The sequence below is a fragment of the Anaerovibrio slackiae genome (assembly GCF_009695585.1).
In the GTDB taxonomy this organism is placed as follows: domain Bacteria; phylum Bacillota; class Negativicutes; order Selenomonadales; family Selenomonadaceae; genus Anaerovibrio; species Anaerovibrio slackiae.
This window is the reverse complement of record NZ_VUNR01000001.1, coordinates 137058-151663: the sequence shown is the minus strand read 5'-3', so window position 1 is coordinate 151663 and position 14606 is coordinate 137058. Positions and strand designations below refer to the sequence as shown.

Here is a 14606-nt window from a genome sequence, read left to right as displayed (position 1 = left end):
ATCAGGCAGCCTCCTTGCCAGAAGTTGTGTCCTTGAACACGCCAATGCGCCTCAATGCCCTGATGCTGTAGGCACCAATCATCGGAATGCGGGCAATATCCTCCTCCAGCATGCCGCCAATGACCAGCAGCACTGCTAGATATACGATGCAGCCTACAGGCACGGCTGCAAAGGTGGAAAATACGTTGCTGCCCCACCATTCCATGGTAAAGCCGTAGAAGAAATAAACTGAAACCGCCATGACCGCCGCAGCCGCAATGGTCTTGATAAACTGAGGCAGCTCAATCCGGTAGCCTATATAGCGATGGATAAAGTACATATTGATGATGGCCGCCACACCCATATCGGCAGCCGTAGCCCAGGCCGCACCCATGATGCCCAGGGACGGCTGTGCCGTCAGCACCCAGTTCAGCACTACCTTGAAACCGGCGGCAATAATCATGTTCACCATAGGGATGGAAGGATGCCCCAGCCCCTGCAAAACTGCCGTAGAAACCTGATGCAAGCCCAGCAGCACAATGCTGAAGGAAGACACCAGCACCGCAGGACCTGCCCCCGGCGCATTGTAAATCAAGGTGGAAATCGGCGTTGCCAGCACAAAGACGATGACAAAGGCCGGGAAGCACACAAAGTTGGAAATGCGCACCCCGGAAGCCGTCTGGCTGAATACCAGCTTGTCATCCTTCAAGGCCCGTGCCTTGGAAATGGCCGGTACCAGGCTGACCGCCAGGGAAGCCGTCAGGATGGTGGCAAGGTTCACCAGTGGCACAGCCATGCCCGTAAGATAGCCGAACAGCTCCGTGGCCTCGTTGACGCTGTAGCCTGCCACCTCCAGCCGCTGGGGCACGATGGCCAGGTCGAGGTTGGACACCACCGGCAGCATGATGCTGGCAGCGGACACCGGCAGAGACAGGGCAAAAATACGCTTGATAATCTTCCAGGTGGAGGAACGCTCCGACTCCGGCAGGGGCTTTATATCCCTGCCATACTCATTTTTGATGTCCCTTTCCAGCTTCCAGTGGAAATACACCAGCACCAGAAGGCCGGCCACTGCACCGGCAAAGGCACCCAGGCTGGCACCTGCCGCCGCAAAATCCAGTCCCCAGGGCAAAAACAGGCTGGCGAACAAAATCATGGTGACAACCCGGAAAATCTGCTCCACAATCTGGGAGACAGCCGTTGGCGTCATGCGCTGCCAGCCCTGCAAATATCCCCTTGAGCTTGCCAGAAGCGTCACGAAGAAAATCGCCGGTGCCAGTGCCACCACGGACCAGTATGCCCTGGCATCCCGGATGAAGTGCCAGTCAATCAGCCATTGGGCGCCAAAATAAGTCAGGGCAGTAAAAATCAAGCCCGTCACAAACATCAGGGACATGGAAATCCTGAAAATCCGCTTTGCCCCGAAAATATCCTTCAGGGCCACCCGCTCTGCCGTAATGATGGAAATCGCCACCGGCACCCCTGCCGTAGAGACACTGAGGGCAAAAAAGTAAATCGGAAATGCCATCTGGTACAGCCCGATACCCTCGCCCCCCAGGATTCTAGACACAAAAATCCAGTTCAGGGAACCGATAACCTTCACCACTACACCAGCAACCGTCAGAATCAGGGTGCCCTTCAGAAAGGACTCCGCCTTGCTGGATTTTTTCTTCTCATCAACTTCTTTTTCCTGCATAACGAGAAACCTTCACCGCCTTTTTAGTGGGATTTGCCTCAGTTGCAAATCCTTCCTAATCTAGCTATAATTAAGAAAGGGCTATAAACATAGCCTCTCCATCTTACACTATAACAGCAAAATTATATCATCTAATACAAAACTCTGCAAGCAGACTATTTTTTTGAGAGGAGGCAGGAGCCCGGCTGCCTGATGAAGCCGGGATTCCTTACACATGAGCGTAAACTTACTTGACTTCAACATTTCCGTGGGCAGAAAGAAACCCCGCACCATCCCGGGCCTGCCCAATCAAAGCACCTGTCCTTTCTGCGATGTGGAAAACCTGACCGGCATCCTGGCCACCGAGGGCAATATCATCCTGCTGAAAAACAAGTACAATGTCATGGTGCCCTCGGACCAGCTGGTGCTGATTGAAACTGACCAGTGCGAAAGCGACATTCCCGACTACACCCCGGAGCACATGCACAGGCTTATCCGCTTCGCCCTGCGCCACTGGCTCACCATGACCAACTCCGGTGACTACAAGGCAGTGGTGCTGTTCAAGAACTTCGGCCCTCTCTCCGGCGGCACAATCCGCCATCCCCACATGCAGATTGTGGGCTTTCCGGAAATCCAGCCGGAGCTGATGTATGACCCGAAGGAGTTTGACGGCATCCAGGTAGCAGAAAAAAACGGCGTGGAGATAAATATTGCCACCCAGCCTCATGTGGGCTTTACGGAAATCAACATCAATCTGCTGCCAGCTGCCTACTCCGACAAGGTGAGCTTCGCTGACGGCACTGAGCAGTCACCGGCACCCCTGCCCCTGCCAGCAGCCATGAACGCTTTGGCGGACTACATCCAGGGGGGCGTGTCCTTTCTCAGGGACATCCATCAGAGGGAGAGCTTCAGCTACAATATCTTCTTCTACATCTACGAGGGCAGGGTGCATGTGCGCCTGATGCCGCGCTACCCTACCTCGCCGCTCTTTATCGGCTACAACATCCATCTCAGCCCTACCAACAAGGAGCAGACAGCTGCTGCCCTCAGGGAGAAGATATTGAACTATTGATACAAAAAATTGGGACTGCCACCAACGCAACAGTCCCAATTTTTTTGTCATATTTTTTAGGTAATCAAGCCTCTTGCTAAGATGAAGAACAGCATTACCGGCAGCACATACTGCAAATACGGCTTCCATCGGCAGGAAATCTTCATGCCGCTGCCAATATTCGCCTCCTGCAAATAATTGTCAAAGCCCCAGCCATACCTGCTGACGCAGAACAAAAGATAAATCAGGGAACCGCCCGGCAGCAGCAGGTTGCTGACAATGAAGTCCTCGCTGTCCAGAATCCCCCTGTCCCCCAGCAGCGTCACATGGCTCCACTCGTTGAAGCCCAGCACGCACGGCATGCTGCCCACCAGAATCAAAATGCCGTTAAAGATGACCGCCTTCTTGCGGCTCCAGCCAAAGGTATCGATGAACAAAGCTATAATGTTTTCAAACACCGCCAGCACCGTAGACAGGCTGGCAAAAGTCATAAACAGGAAAAACAGGCTGCCCCACAGCTGCCCCCCTGACATGTTCACAAACACGTTAGGCAGGGTAATAAAAATCAAGGACGGACCGGCATCAGGCCGCAAGCCGAAAGCAAAGCAGGCCGGGAAAATAATCATGCCTGCCATAATAGCCACAAAGGTATCAAGGGCACAGATGCGGACAGATTCCCCAGCCAGTCCATGAGCCTTGGACATATAGCTGCCAAAAATCTCCATGGAAGCGATACCCAAAGACAGGGTGAAAAACGCCTGATTCATGGCGGCAGTAATCATATTGCCAAAGCCTACATGCTCCACAATATCCCAGTTGGGCATCAGAAAGAACTTCATGCCCTCCGCAGCCCTTTCCAAGGTCAGGGAATGTACCGCCAGCACCACAATCAGCACCAGCAGTGCCCCCATCATCACCTTGGTAACACGCTCCAGTCCCTTCTGCAAGCCAAAGCTGCACACAAAAAAGCCAAGGACAATGGTCAGCACCGTCCAGAAAGCCATCTCCAAAGGACTTGCCAGCAGGCTGTTGAACACGCCGCCTACCTCCTCAACGGACTGGCCGGCGTAAAACTCACCTTGCAAAAACTTGAAAAAATACGTCATCATCCAGCCTGACACCGTGGTATAATACAGCATCAGGATGATATTGCCTGCCAGGGCAGCCCAGCCGTGGAGCTGCCACAGCTTATTCTCCGGCTTCAGCACCCGGTAGGCACTCACCGCACTCTTTCGGGTATGCCGCCCTACAGCCAGCTCCATAGTCAGCACCGGCAGCCCCATAATCAGCAGGAACAGGAGATAAAACAGCACAAAAAAGCCGCCGCCATTCTCGCCTGCCACATAAGGAAACCGCCATACATTGCCTATGCCGATGGCACAACCGGCACTAACCAGAATAAACCCGATACGGGAATTAAAGGACTCACGCGCCATCTAAAACTTTCCTCCTACACAAAAACATTCACAAGTCAGTATTGTAATATAAAACAGACAAGTATGCAAATGAAATTTGTTCTATGTATACAAAAAGAAAGCACCCGGCAGATACCAGGCATGGCAGGCAGGGCAGCTATGCTATCCATTCATGCCTCGGGATTGTCCAGCACATCCACACAGTCCTGAAAATCAATGTACTCCCCTCGCACCGCAAGGATATTTCCCTCGTCAATAAACTTTTCCAGCCAGTCGTAAAAAGTCTCCATGCTGTCAAATTTCCAGGACTTTGACTCCAGCCATTCCTTCAGCCGGTGCCTGCTGGTAAAATCCTTTTCAAACCTCACTACCACCACTCCCTTGCATATTGCAAAAATATATAGGGGGATTGGCTATCCCCAACCTAATCATTTTCTATAGCTGTCCAGCCCTGCAAAGCAGAACTTTTTGATATGGCTCAAAAGCTCCCCGTCACTGCAGCTGATATGAACCATCTTCTGATACTCAATATTGCTGTGCTTGCCATAAGTCACCAGCAGTATAGGCGCCATAAAGCAGAAAAAGCAGATGTACAGCCTGATATCGTCCATGGCCAGCCCCGTATAATCGCTGAACAGCTTCAGGGCCAGGCTTCCCTTCACCTTCACCACCTGCATCAGCACCGCGCTGACATGGGCAGACTGATCCGTGTGCATAACCTCCCGGCTCCAGACCTGCATCTGCCAGTTTTCCCTGCTCCATGCCTGCTCCGCCACCATGTCCACCAGGGCCGAAATCTTCTCCCTGGGGGAGCTGTCCCTGCTGGCAATCTCCCGGAGGCTGTCCTCATTGACCATGAACTGGTGTATCTGATACAAAAGAGCCTCATACAGCCCCTCGCGGCTGCCAAAATGATAGTTTATGGCCGCCAGGTTCGTCCCTGCCATCTGGCAGATTTCCTTGCTGGTCACCAGGGAAAAGCCCTTCTGGGCCGCCAGGATACCGGCACATTCCAAAAGCCTTTCCCGTGTCTGCCTGCCGTCATCCCGCTGCTGCCTCTTAGGTTCACCTTTTTTCAGGCTTCCTGTTTTTTTATTTTCCATGTTCATAAAATACCCACCTGACCTTTTACACAGTTTTATTATAAAACAGCCAGCCCGACAAAGGCAAGGTTACGGCAGCGATAATCAGCAGGGGCACAAAATCCCCCAGCAGCTCACCTGCCGCCGCCCCCTCCAGATAAATCCGCCGCACCGCATCCACCGCAAATCGCAATGGGTCTGCATAAGTGGCGTACTGCAAAACATCAGGCATGTTGATAACCGGCGTTGTCAGCCCCGACAGCAGCACCATGGGCATCATCAGCACCATCAAGTATACCATGACCTGCTGCATACTATCTGAAATGGCGGAAATCATCAGCCCCACGCCAATCAGGCTGAAAATAAAAAGTATCAGTGCCAGATACAAGGTCACAAGAGAGCCTGCAAAAGGTATCTGGAACCAGAACCTGGCGATGCAGAAAAGAATCGTGCTCTGCACCAGCCCGATCAGCATGGGTGGCACCGCCTTGCCCAGCAAAATCTCCGCCGGGGACAGGGGCGTAACCATCAGCTGGTCAAAAGTGCCCTGCTCCCTTTCCCGGGCAATGGACATGCCGGCCAGCAGCAGCACCTGCACGAAGGCAATCATGGCAATCAGCCCCGGGGAAAAAATCCAGCGTGTAATCTGATTGGGGTTGAACCAGGTACGGCTCCTGACCTCCACCTGTCCCCCGGTGAGGCCTGCCTCCGCCAGCCGCTCCCGGTTCCATGCCGCCACCACCTGCCCGGCATAGCCTGTTGCCATCCCGGCTACGGAACTGTTCCTGCCATCGGCTATTACCTGCACCTCTGCCAGCTCACCCCGCTGCAGCTTCTGCTCAAAGTCCCGGGGTATCACCACCGCCATAATAATCTGCTCACTATCAATCAAGCTGCCCAGCTCATGGGGGCTGGTCAGATAAGCCGCCTGCTGAAAGCAGCCGGAACCGGCAAAGTGCCCCAGAAGGCTCCGGGAAGCCTCGCTGTGGGACTCATCTACCACAGCATAGGGTACATTATCAAGGTTGTAGCTGGCGGCATAGCCGAACAAAAAACCCTGCATCAGGGCAGGCACCACCATCATGGCCCGCATCCTTTTGTCCTTCAAAGTAGTCAAAAGCTCCTTCTGGCACATAAAAAGCAGGCGGCGCACAAAAACCACCAGCTTTTCCTGCCACAATCCTGCCATCGTCATCATCCACCCCTTCTTAATCCTGCCATCGTCATCACCCAAACCTTCTTGCTCCTGCCATCATCATCACCCAACCCTTCTTTTCGTCAGCCGGAAGGCCAGCCCGATAAACAGCCCCCCATAGCCAGCCAGCAAAAGGCACTTTTCCACAATCAGCGGCCAGTAGTTGCCAGCCAAAAACAAGGATTTTATCAGCTGTAAATAATGGGTGGCAGGAAAAATCTGGCTGATGACCTGGATGGCCAAGGGCTCTGAATGCAAATCAAAGAGAAAGCCTGACAGCATCATGGAGGGCAAAAAGCTCACCAGCATGGAAACCTGGCAGGCAAGGAACTGATTCTTGGTCACGGCGGAAATGGTCAGCCCCAGCCCCAATGCCACGATGATATACAGCATGGAGGCAAATAAAATCACCGCCAGGGAGCCCCGCATGGGCAAATCATACAGCACACGCCCCACCACCAGGCACAGGCAGAAGCCGATAAAGGCCACGCAGAAATAGGGGATGATTTTGGACAGCACGATTTCCAGAAGGCTGGCCGGGGTGACAAAGATGGCTTCCAATGTTCCCCGCTCCCACTCCCGGGCCATGACCACTGCCGTCAGGAACACGCCGCATAGCGTCATGACCATCATCAGGATGCCCGGCACGAAAAACCAGGTGCTGGTATTGGCATCGTTGAACCACACCCGGCTTACCACTGTTGCCTGTCCCACGGCAGCTGTCCCTGCTTGACCGTATGAGGCCGACAAGGCGTTATTGGCAGCCCATGCCAGCACCGCCGACTCAATATACCGCTGGGCGGACATGGCGGTAATCGCCTCCACTCCATTTAGGAGCACCTGCACCTCTGCCCCGCCTGTGGTTGCTCTGGCAGCAAAGTCCCCCGGCACCACAACGGCGGCATGCACCTCATGGGACAGCAGCATTTTCTCCGCTTCCTTCATGCTGGTAACATAGTGAGGCGAAAAATACTCGGAGCCCTCCACAAAACTCACAGCCGACCTAGCTGTGGGGGAGCTGTCTAAAAGAACTACCGCCACCGGCACATTCCGCACATCCAGAGACATGCCGAAGCCCATGATGATGATCAGGATAATGGGCAGAACCACCCCCATCAAAAAGGTGCTGCTGTCCCTTTTGATCTGCAAAAATTCCTTTTTCACCAGTGCCCAAAGCCGCCCCGGGCTAAATGACCTGCCAGCTTCGGCCGGTATTCCAAGCCCTCTCCGGCTGAATGACTTATCAGCCATGCTTGCCACTTCCTTCCTGCTGCCTTGCCTGTTCCACGATGGCAATAAAAATCTCATTCATACCGGCCCCCGGCATTCCCAGCCGCCGGCGGATTTCTTCCGGGCTGCCCAGAATCAGCATTTCCCCGTGGTCCTGAATCATGATGCGGTCACAATACTCCGCTTCCTCCATAAAATGGGTAGTGACAATAATCGTCGTACCGGCAGCTGACAGCCTGGCAATCTGCTGCCAGAAATTCTGCCTTGCCTCCGGGTCAATGCCGCTGGTGGGCTCATCAAGAAACAGGATTTTCGGCCTGTGCAAAAGTGCCGCCGCCATGGACAGCCGCTGCTTGTAGCCCAGGGGCAGGCTGTCTGCCACCTGCCCAAGCTTTTCCGAAAGGCCGAACTCCCCCACCACCTCATCAATGCGCCGGGAGAGCTTCCTGCCCCACAGGCCGTATATGCCGCCATAAAAATGCAAATTCTCCTGCACCGTCAGGTTTCCATAGAGGGAAAACTTCTGCGCCACATAGCCGATGCCCTCCCTGGCCTTGTTCCTGTGGCGGCGCACATCTACTCCCCCCACAAAAAGCTCCCCGGAGGTGGCCGGCAGCAGGCCGCACAGCATACGGAATGTAGTGGTTTTCCCGGCGCCATTGGGGCCCAGCATGCCAAAGACCTCCCCCCTGTACACCTTGAATGAGGTATGGGACACAGCTGTAAAATCCCCGAATTGCTTGACTAAATCATGGACAATGATATCTGCCTCTGCCGTGCTTTTATCCTCTGCCCCTGCCATTTCTGCCATAGCAGCCGGTGCCGCCACAGACCGCCCCTCAGCCTCCCCTACAGCCTGCTGACCGGCTGTCCGCCTGACGCCTGCGCCGTTCATGCCCTTTAGCCCCCTTGGCCAGTCCTCCTGCAATTCGGCCGGGGTTCCCTTTGCCAGCAGCCTGCCCTTGTCCAGCATGTAGACCATCTGACAGCGTTCTGCTTCCTCGCCGTAGGCGGTATTGACCAGCACCGTCAGCCTTTCCTCCTGCACCAGCTGCAAGAGGATTTCCCACAGCTCACGCCGGGAAAGGGGGTCCACCCCCACGGAGGGTTCATCCAGCAGCAAAAGCTCCGGGGATCTGACCAGGGTACAGATAAGCCCCAGCTTCTGCTTCATGCCCCCGGACAGCCTGCCAGCCAGCCTGTCCGCAAACCAGGACATCTCCGTCATAGCCAGCAGCTTGCCTACACGCTTTTCCCTGGTATCCTGCGGCACCCCGTGCAAATCCGCATACAGGTCAATGTTTTCCTGCACGGTCAAATCCTCATACAGGCCGAATTTCTGAGGCAGATAGCTGATGAGGGACTGCACCCTCTGAGGCTCCCTGGCCACATCCATACCTGCCACCTGCAAATGGCTGCCCTCTCCCAGTGGCAAAAGGCCGCACACCATCCGCATGAGGGTGGTCTTCCCGGCGCCATCCGGGCCCACAAGGGCGGTTATCTCCCCGGCTGCCACCTCCAGCCTCACATCCTGCAGCACCACGCCGGACACCATGAGCTTCCTTGACTCTCCCATTTCCTCTGCTGATACCCTGAGATGATTTTCCCCGGCAGCTGCCTGCAACCTGTTTCCTGACATTTCCCTCACCTCAGCGCACTATCCTGACTGTGGCCGGCATGCCCAGCCTCAGCACATTATCTGCATCATCCACATAAACCCGTACCTCATAAACAAGGGAAGTACGCAGCTCCTCCGTCTGCACCTGCTTCGGTGTAAACTCGGCTGTGCCGGAAATATAGCCTACCTGCCCATCGATTGCCTTGCCCGGCAGGCTGTCAATATACACCCGTGCCTGCTGTCCTTCGTATACCCTGCCCAGCTCCGTCTCCGGCACATAGGCACGCACCCATTTCTTGCCCGGCAGGGACAGCTTGAACACAGGCCTGGATGGAGATGCCATATCCCCGGCCTCTAAAAGACGGGAACGAATGACACCATCATCAGGTGCCTGCAGCTCATACTGGGACAAAAGGTAGATATAGCGCAGCTGCTCATTCCTCAGTGCCTGCAAGCCTGCCTCTGCTCCGGCAATATCCTCCTGCCTAGGACCGGCTTTCGCTTCCTGCAACGCCGCTTCTGCCACAGACATGGTGGCCTGCTTTGCCTCCATATCATGATAGGCATTGTCCAGCTCCTGCTGGCTGATACCAGCGATGCTGGTATATATGTCACGCTTCCTCTGATAGACACCGGCGGCATGCTCCGCCGCTGCCTGTGCCTGACGGAGATTACCCTCCGCCTGGCGGATTTCCTCCGGCCTGGTGCCGTTGTGCAGCTTGTCCACCGTGCTCTGCTGGGCGGCAATCTCTGCATTCAGCCTTTGCAGCTGCAGCTCCAGCTCCCGGGTATCCAGCCTGGCCAGCACCTGCCCCTTCTGCACCCTGTCACCTTCCTCTGCCAGCATTTCCAGTATCCTGTCACTCTGACGGAAAGCCAGGGACACCTCACGCACATCTACATTGCCCTGCAAGACCAGTTCCTCCTGATTGTCCTGCTGGCAGAAAGCATGATACAGATATGCCGCTAGCCCCAGCAGGCAGGCTGCTAAAAATAAAACCGCCTTTTTCTTTGCTGCCATGATATTACCTCCCATGTTGCTTACGTTGTAATTCAAATTTTAATTTGAATTTATTGTATCACACCATCAGCCAAAATTCAAATTGAAATTTGAATTTTGGCTTGTTTTCTTGATAAAAAATTAGTGCAGCTGCCGGAGCCAATTATTCTCCAACAACTGCACTTTGCTAACTTTGCTGCATTTTTATGATACCAACAGAACTACCCTGCTGATAAATTCACCTTTTTCAATATTATTTAAGCAAACTGAGGAACCAGGCTGCATTCTGATTGGACTGAGCCAGCATGGCCTGTGCCGCCTGCACCAAAATGCTGTTTCTGGCGTATTCCATGATTTCCTTTGCCATATCCGCATCCATGATGACGCTCATAGCACTGGTCAGATTCTCGCTCTGGGTTGTCAGGTTGCTGATGGTGTAATCCATGCGGCTGGAAACCGCACCGATGGTGGTGGACTGCCCCAGTGCCTTGTTCAGGGCATTGTCCAGCACATTAATCGCTGCATTGGCAGCCTCCTGGGTGCCCACACTCAGCACGCTGCCATCACTGCCCTTGAGCCCCAGCCCATAGGCGGTCATATTGCCGATGCCCAGCTTGATGCCCTGGTTCGCCTTGGTGCCGGTCTGGGTATAGAGGGCATTGTCACCACAGCCGTTCCGCGCCTCAATGGTTTCCGTAAAATCATCCAGCACCGCATTGACCGTCTTCTTCACATTGCCCTGGCTGTCCGTCACGCTGATGGTAAAGCCGCCCAAAGCACCATCCAGCCCCTTATCCTTCGCCTGCACCGTAATGCCGTTCTTGCCGCTGGCAGTCTTCACCTCATTGCCGTTGGCATCAGTACCTATGACATTGGTAGTATCTGCCGAATCCAGATTAGCAGCTTCAAAGACACCGGCATTATTGTTCAGCCTGTTGGCTTCCTTGAAGATGTCACCCAGGGTTTTATCCTTGGCAGCAAAGCTGGTGGTGCAGGTCTTGCCATCCTTCACGTAGGAAACGCTTACCTTATCAGTGTCCTGAATGTTCAAGTCCTGGCCCGCCCTGGACTGCAAATCCGTCAGCTTGGTGGAAAATGTGGTATCTTCTGCCAGGCTCTGATTGGTGAAGGACTGCTTGGTGGCACTGCCCTGACTGTTGTGGGAGCCATCCAGCAGGTATTGGCCGTTAAAGGTCACCAGGGCATTGTCATCTATCTGGTCAATGTACTGGTCAAACTCCTTCTGCACGTTGCGCCTGTCTGCATCCGTCATGGTGCCGTTGGCGGCAGCAATGGCCTTTTCCTTCAAGGTGCGCAGAATATCTATAGTGGAGGACAGTGCCCCGTCTGCCACCTTCATCATGCTCTGGCTGTTCTGGGCATTCTGCCTGGCCTGGTCCAGGCATCTTATCTCCACGCTCATGCGCTGACCTATAGCCCAGCCCGATGGATCATCTGCCACGCTGTTTATCTTCCGTCCTGTGGCAATCCGCAGCATGCTCTTGTGCATGGCGGCATAGTTGCGATTTAGTACATTCAAAATGCTCAGTGAGCAAACAAAGTTATTCTTCATGGTTATCCCGTCCTTGTAAACCACTACAAATTGCAGATTAACAGCTTCAGTTGCAAGCTAAAATCACAAATCCAAACTGCAAAAACATATAAAAACGTACACAATATGAGAAAATCCATTTTCTCACTTTATATGTATATCGTAATATTGACATGATAAATTCACCTTTGTGATTATACGTTACGCTAGCAATATCATCAATGGCTTGTTATTTCGTGCACGCTGTTCAGACATTAAAAAGGGACAGGTAGCGGCAGTACCTGTCCCTCTTGAGGTCTGAACAGATACAACAAAATGATCCGCGTCGCTTTATAAAAAAGACAGCATTTACCAATGATGATGAAATAGCAAATATCCATGACCTTCTCGATAACAAAAAAGACAGATACATCACAAAGACATATCTGCCTAATTTTCACCTTGATTTTCCTGCAAGGCTGCCAGGTACTGCAAATCCTTCTTGTCCAGCTCCGCTGTCCTGAGAAGGTCAGGGCGGTGCTTCAAGGTTGCCTCCAGGGACTTTTCCCTGCGCCATCTGGCTATTTTGGCATGGTCGCCGGAAAACAGCACCTCCGGCACCTGCATGCCCTCAAACTCCCGGGGCCGCGTGTACTGGGGATGCTCCAAAAGGCCGTTATAAAAGGAGTCGGTAGGCGCGGATTCCTCGGAGCCAAGCACTCCCGGCAGCATCCGGGATACGGCATCCGTAATCATCATGGCTGGCAGCTCGCCGCCAGTCAGCACAAAATCACCGATGGAGATAATCTCATCGGCAAGATTCTCGCTGATACGGGCATCAAAGCCCTCATAGTGGCCGCAGATGAAGATAAGCTGCTCATACTGTGCCAGCTCCCGTGCCTTGGCCTGATTGAATACCGCCCCCTCCGGGCTCATCAGAAGCACCCTGCGCTTGGTATAATTGGTAGTATCCTTCAAAAAGCGGACAGCCCGGAAAAGGGGCTCCGGCTTCAGCACCATGCCGCTGCCGCCCCCGAAGGGAGAATCATCCACCTGCTTGTGCCGCCCTTCCGCAAAGTCCCGGAAATTCATGATATGAATATCCAGAATACCCTTTGCCACGGCACGTTTGGTAATGCTCTCCCCGAAGGGGCCCGCAAACATGGCAGGAAACAAGGAAAGAATATCTATCCTCATCAGGCTTCCTCCGGCAAATCCACCACCATCCTGCCCTCAGGCACGTTGATTTCCTTGACTACGGCTTTCAGGGCAGGCACCAGAATCTGCTTCGCCTGGCCCTTCCGGGACACCACATACACATCGTTGCTGCCGGTCTTCAAGACCTCGGTAACAAAGCCCAGGGACTCTCCCTCCAGGTCAAAAACCTCCAGCCCGATAATGTCAAAGGTATAGTATTCCCCTTCTTCCAAAGGCATAGCCTCAGACTTATCCACATACAGCAGCTTGCCGGTCAGCAGGGCTGCCGCCTCCCGATGAGGGCACTGCTTCAGCTTCATGATGACAAACTGCTTGTGATACCAGCAGTCCTCCACATCCATCAGCTCATCGCCCACATAGACATGCTCCAGCTCCTGAAACCGCTCCGGGAAATCAGTCAGGGGAATTACCCGCATTTCGCCCCGGACACCGTGGGGTGCGCCTGCCTTGCCGATGACAATCCTGTCACCCTTGTCGGCTGCCCTATTTTTCTTAGCTGCGGATTGCGATGATCTTATCATCTTCCACCACTACTTCCACATTGAACTGGTCACGGATGTTGTCCCCAACCTTCAGCTCAACAAAGCGCTCGCTCTGTCCCTGCACAATCTCTGCACCCAGTGCCAGCTTCTCCAGCTCGTCACGACGGGCAGTAGTCTGAGCTATGTACTCCTCACGCTTCTGACGCTCCATGCCGAAATGACGGTGAATCATGGCCTGAGCTTCCTCGTTAGGCAGGTTGCCCTCATCGTCCTTCTGGTTCAGGGCACGCTCTGCCTGAATATTAATCTGGGAAATCTCCAGCTGTGCCTGCTGAATGCCGTTATTCATTTCCTCCAGCATGGAATTCTTCAGCTTTTCTGTCAGCTTTGCCTTTATCGTCAAAGGGAATTTTACTAAAACCTTGTCCATTATAAAGCCTCCAATCCTCTCATAATCAACTTCTACATTATTTCACCGGCATATTTCATTTCACATTTTATCTCATAGCATATGCCATACTTCATGTCATATTATGCCATATTTTGTGCCATATATAGAAATTGCGGCAGAAAAATCTGCCGCAGTTTCGGCTGAGGTAATCAGCTAACTATTTCTACATTCACTTTTTTATTCTCGCGAGTAGCAGCAGCCTTGACAACAGTACGCAACGCCTTGGCGATACGACCAGATTTGCCAATTACCTTGCCCATATCCTCATCAGCCACATGAAGCTCGAACAGGACGATGCCGTCCTCCTCTTTTTCATTCACAACAATCTGATCAGGATGATCAACAAGGGACCTCGCAATAATCTCAACGATCTCTTTCATGCTATGCCTCTTTCTTAGTCTTTAGCATGCTTAGCCGCATCAAACTTAGCCATGATGCCCTGCTTGGAGAACAAAGAACGAACAGTGTCAGTAGGCTGTGCACCCTTGGACATCCACTCCAAGGCCTTCTCCTCGTCGATGTTTACTACTGCAGGCTCCTTGGTGGAGTCATAGTTGCCAACAATCTCAATGAAACGGCCATCGCGTGGTGCACGGGAATCAGCTACAACAATACGATAGAAAGGGTTCTTCTTAGCACCCATACGGTTCAAACGAATCTTTACTGCCATGTGAAAATT

At 53.3% G+C, this 14606-nt stretch carries 15 protein-coding genes; 1 reads left to right on the top strand and 14 read right to left on the bottom strand.

The annotated features are described in order from the left end of the window. Nucleotide 1 precedes the first annotated feature (1 nt). On the bottom strand, nucleotides 2-1675 hold the full coding sequence (locus FYJ84_RS00725; RefSeq protein WP_154405120.1) for a putative polysaccharide biosynthesis protein: 1674 nt from the start codon (nucleotides 1673-1675) through the stop codon (nucleotides 2-4). A gap of 214 nt (nucleotides 1676-1889) precedes the next feature. On the opposite strand from FYJ84_RS00725, the gene FYJ84_RS00720 reads away from it, so the two are divergent. Then, on the top strand, nucleotides 1890-2726 hold the full coding sequence (locus tag FYJ84_RS00720) for a DUF4931 domain-containing protein (protein ID WP_154405118.1): 837 nt from the start codon (nucleotides 1890-1892) through the stop codon (nucleotides 2724-2726). A 56-nt stretch (nucleotides 2727-2782) separates the two neighbouring features. Here the strand turns inward: FYJ84_RS00720 and FYJ84_RS00715 are convergent, their stop codons facing one another. The 13 genes from FYJ84_RS00715 to rpsP all read right to left on the bottom strand — a co-directional run bounded on the left by FYJ84_RS00715 (nucleotide 2783) and on the right by rpsP (nucleotide 14597). Continuing rightward, nucleotides 2783-4141: a sodium-dependent transporter gene (locus tag FYJ84_RS00715; protein WP_154405116.1), complete on the bottom strand. Its 1359-nt coding sequence runs from the start codon at nucleotides 4139-4141 to the stop codon at nucleotides 2783-2785. A gap of 149 nt (nucleotides 4142-4290) precedes the next feature. Continuing rightward, on the bottom strand, nucleotides 4291-4488 hold the full coding sequence (locus tag FYJ84_RS00710) for a hypothetical protein (protein ID WP_154405114.1): 198 nt from the start codon (nucleotides 4486-4488) through the stop codon (nucleotides 4291-4293). A 60-nt stretch (nucleotides 4489-4548) separates the two neighbouring features. Further along, the gene (locus tag FYJ84_RS00705) at nucleotides 4549-5229 is read right to left on the bottom strand and encodes a TetR/AcrR family transcriptional regulator (protein WP_154405112.1); all 681 of its coding nucleotides are present in this window, start codon (nucleotides 5227-5229) and stop codon (nucleotides 4549-4551) included. 19 nt (nucleotides 5230-5248) lie between these two features. After that, a complete protein-coding gene (locus tag FYJ84_RS00700; RefSeq protein ID WP_235901289.1) occupies nucleotides 5249-6436 on the bottom strand; it encodes an ABC transporter permease in 1188 nt (395 codons plus the stop codon). Nucleotides 6437-6460: 24 nt separating this feature from the next. Beyond that, nucleotides 6461-7648: an ABC transporter permease gene (locus tag FYJ84_RS00695; RefSeq protein WP_154405110.1), complete on the bottom strand. Its 1188-nt coding sequence runs from the start codon at nucleotides 7646-7648 to the stop codon at nucleotides 6461-6463. After that, nucleotides 7641-9266 carry an ATP-binding cassette domain-containing protein gene (locus tag FYJ84_RS00690; RefSeq protein ID WP_235901288.1) on the bottom strand — a complete coding sequence of 542 codons (1626 nt, stop codon included), beginning with the start codon at nucleotides 9264-9266 and terminating at the stop codon, nucleotides 7641-7643. The genes FYJ84_RS00695 and FYJ84_RS00690 overlap by 8 nt, the downstream gene beginning before the upstream one ends. A gap of 10 nt (nucleotides 9267-9276) precedes the next feature. Continuing rightward, complete coding sequence (locus tag FYJ84_RS00685; RefSeq protein ID WP_154405108.1) at nucleotides 9277-10266, bottom strand: efflux RND transporter periplasmic adaptor subunit; 990 nt, start codon at nucleotides 10264-10266, stop codon at nucleotides 9277-9279. 232 nt (nucleotides 10267-10498) lie between these two features. After that, nucleotides 10499-11818, bottom strand: a complete 1320-nt coding sequence (locus FYJ84_RS00680) for a flagellin N-terminal helical domain-containing protein (protein ID WP_154405106.1) — start codon at nucleotides 11816-11818, stop codon at nucleotides 10499-10501. Nucleotides 11819-12226: 408 nt separating this feature from the next. Continuing rightward, nucleotides 12227-12973 (bottom strand): tRNA (guanosine(37)-N1)-methyltransferase TrmD, encoded by a 747-nt coding sequence (gene trmD / locus FYJ84_RS00675; RefSeq protein WP_154405104.1) that lies wholly within the window; start codon nucleotides 12971-12973, stop codon nucleotides 12227-12229. Beyond that, complete coding sequence (gene rimM, locus FYJ84_RS00670) at nucleotides 12973-13515, bottom strand: ribosome maturation factor RimM (protein ID WP_154405102.1); 543 nt, start codon at nucleotides 13513-13515, stop codon at nucleotides 12973-12975. Before rimM ends, trmD begins: the two co-directional genes overlap by 1 nt. Then, nucleotides 13487-13906 (bottom strand): YlqD family protein, encoded by a 420-nt coding sequence (locus FYJ84_RS00665; RefSeq protein WP_154405100.1) that lies wholly within the window; start codon nucleotides 13904-13906, stop codon nucleotides 13487-13489. Before FYJ84_RS00665 ends, rimM begins: the two co-directional genes overlap by 29 nt. A 170-nt stretch (nucleotides 13907-14076) precedes the next feature. After that, nucleotides 14077-14307, bottom strand: coding sequence for a KH domain-containing protein (locus FYJ84_RS00660; protein WP_154405098.1), 231 nt, complete (start codon nucleotides 14305-14307; stop codon nucleotides 14077-14079). Between the two features lie 14 nt (nucleotides 14308-14321). Continuing rightward, nucleotides 14322-14597 carry a 30S ribosomal protein S16 gene (rpsP, locus tag FYJ84_RS00655; protein WP_154405096.1) on the bottom strand — a complete coding sequence of 92 codons (276 nt, stop codon included), beginning with the start codon at nucleotides 14595-14597 and terminating at the stop codon, nucleotides 14322-14324. Nucleotides 14598-14606 lie beyond the last annotated feature (9 nt).

Excerpts from the sequence above, each read along its gene's own strand:
- FYJ84_RS00725 (WP_154405120.1), bottom strand. The coding sequence starts at position 1,675 with ATGCAGGAAAAAGAAGTTGATGAGAAGAAAAAATCCAGCAAGGCGGAG.
- FYJ84_RS00720 (WP_154405118.1), top strand. The coding sequence starts at position 1,890 with ATGAGCGTAAACTTACTTGACTTCAACATTTCCGTGGGCAGAAAGAAA.
- FYJ84_RS00715 (WP_154405116.1), bottom strand. The coding sequence starts at position 4,141 with ATGGCGCGTGAGTCCTTTAATTCCCGTATCGGGTTTATTCTGGTTAGT.
- FYJ84_RS00705 (WP_154405112.1), bottom strand. The coding sequence starts at position 5,229 with ATGAACATGGAAAATAAAAAAACAGGAAGCCTGAAAAAAGGTGAACCT.
- FYJ84_RS00695 (WP_154405110.1), bottom strand. The coding sequence starts at position 7,648 with ATGGCTGATAAGTCATTCAGCCGGAGAGGGCTTGGAATACCGGCCGAA.
- FYJ84_RS00690 (WP_235901288.1), bottom strand. The coding sequence starts at position 9,266 with ATGTCAGGAAACAGGTTGCAGGCAGCTGCCGGGGAAAATCATCTCAGG.
- FYJ84_RS00685 (WP_154405108.1), bottom strand. The coding sequence starts at position 10,266 with ATGGCAGCAAAGAAAAAGGCGGTTTTATTTTTAGCAGCCTGCCTGCTG.
- FYJ84_RS00680 (WP_154405106.1), bottom strand. The coding sequence starts at position 11,818 with ATGAAGAATAACTTTGTTTGCTCACTGAGCATTTTGAATGTACTAAAT.
- trmD (WP_154405104.1), bottom strand. The coding sequence starts at position 12,973 with ATGAGGATAGATATTCTTTCCTTGTTTCCTGCCATGTTTGCGGGCCCC.
- rimM (WP_154405102.1), bottom strand. The coding sequence starts at position 13,515 with ATGATAAGATCATCGCAATCCGCAGCTAAGAAAAATAGGGCAGCCGAC.
- FYJ84_RS00665 (WP_154405100.1), bottom strand. The coding sequence starts at position 13,906 with ATGGACAAGGTTTTAGTAAAATTCCCTTTGACGATAAAGGCAAAGCTG.
- FYJ84_RS00660 (WP_154405098.1), bottom strand. The coding sequence starts at position 14,307 with ATGAAAGAGATCGTTGAGATTATTGCGAGGTCCCTTGTTGATCATCCT.
- rpsP (WP_154405096.1), bottom strand. The coding sequence starts at position 14,597 with ATGGCAGTAAAGATTCGTTTGAACCGTATGGGTGCTAAGAAGAACCCT.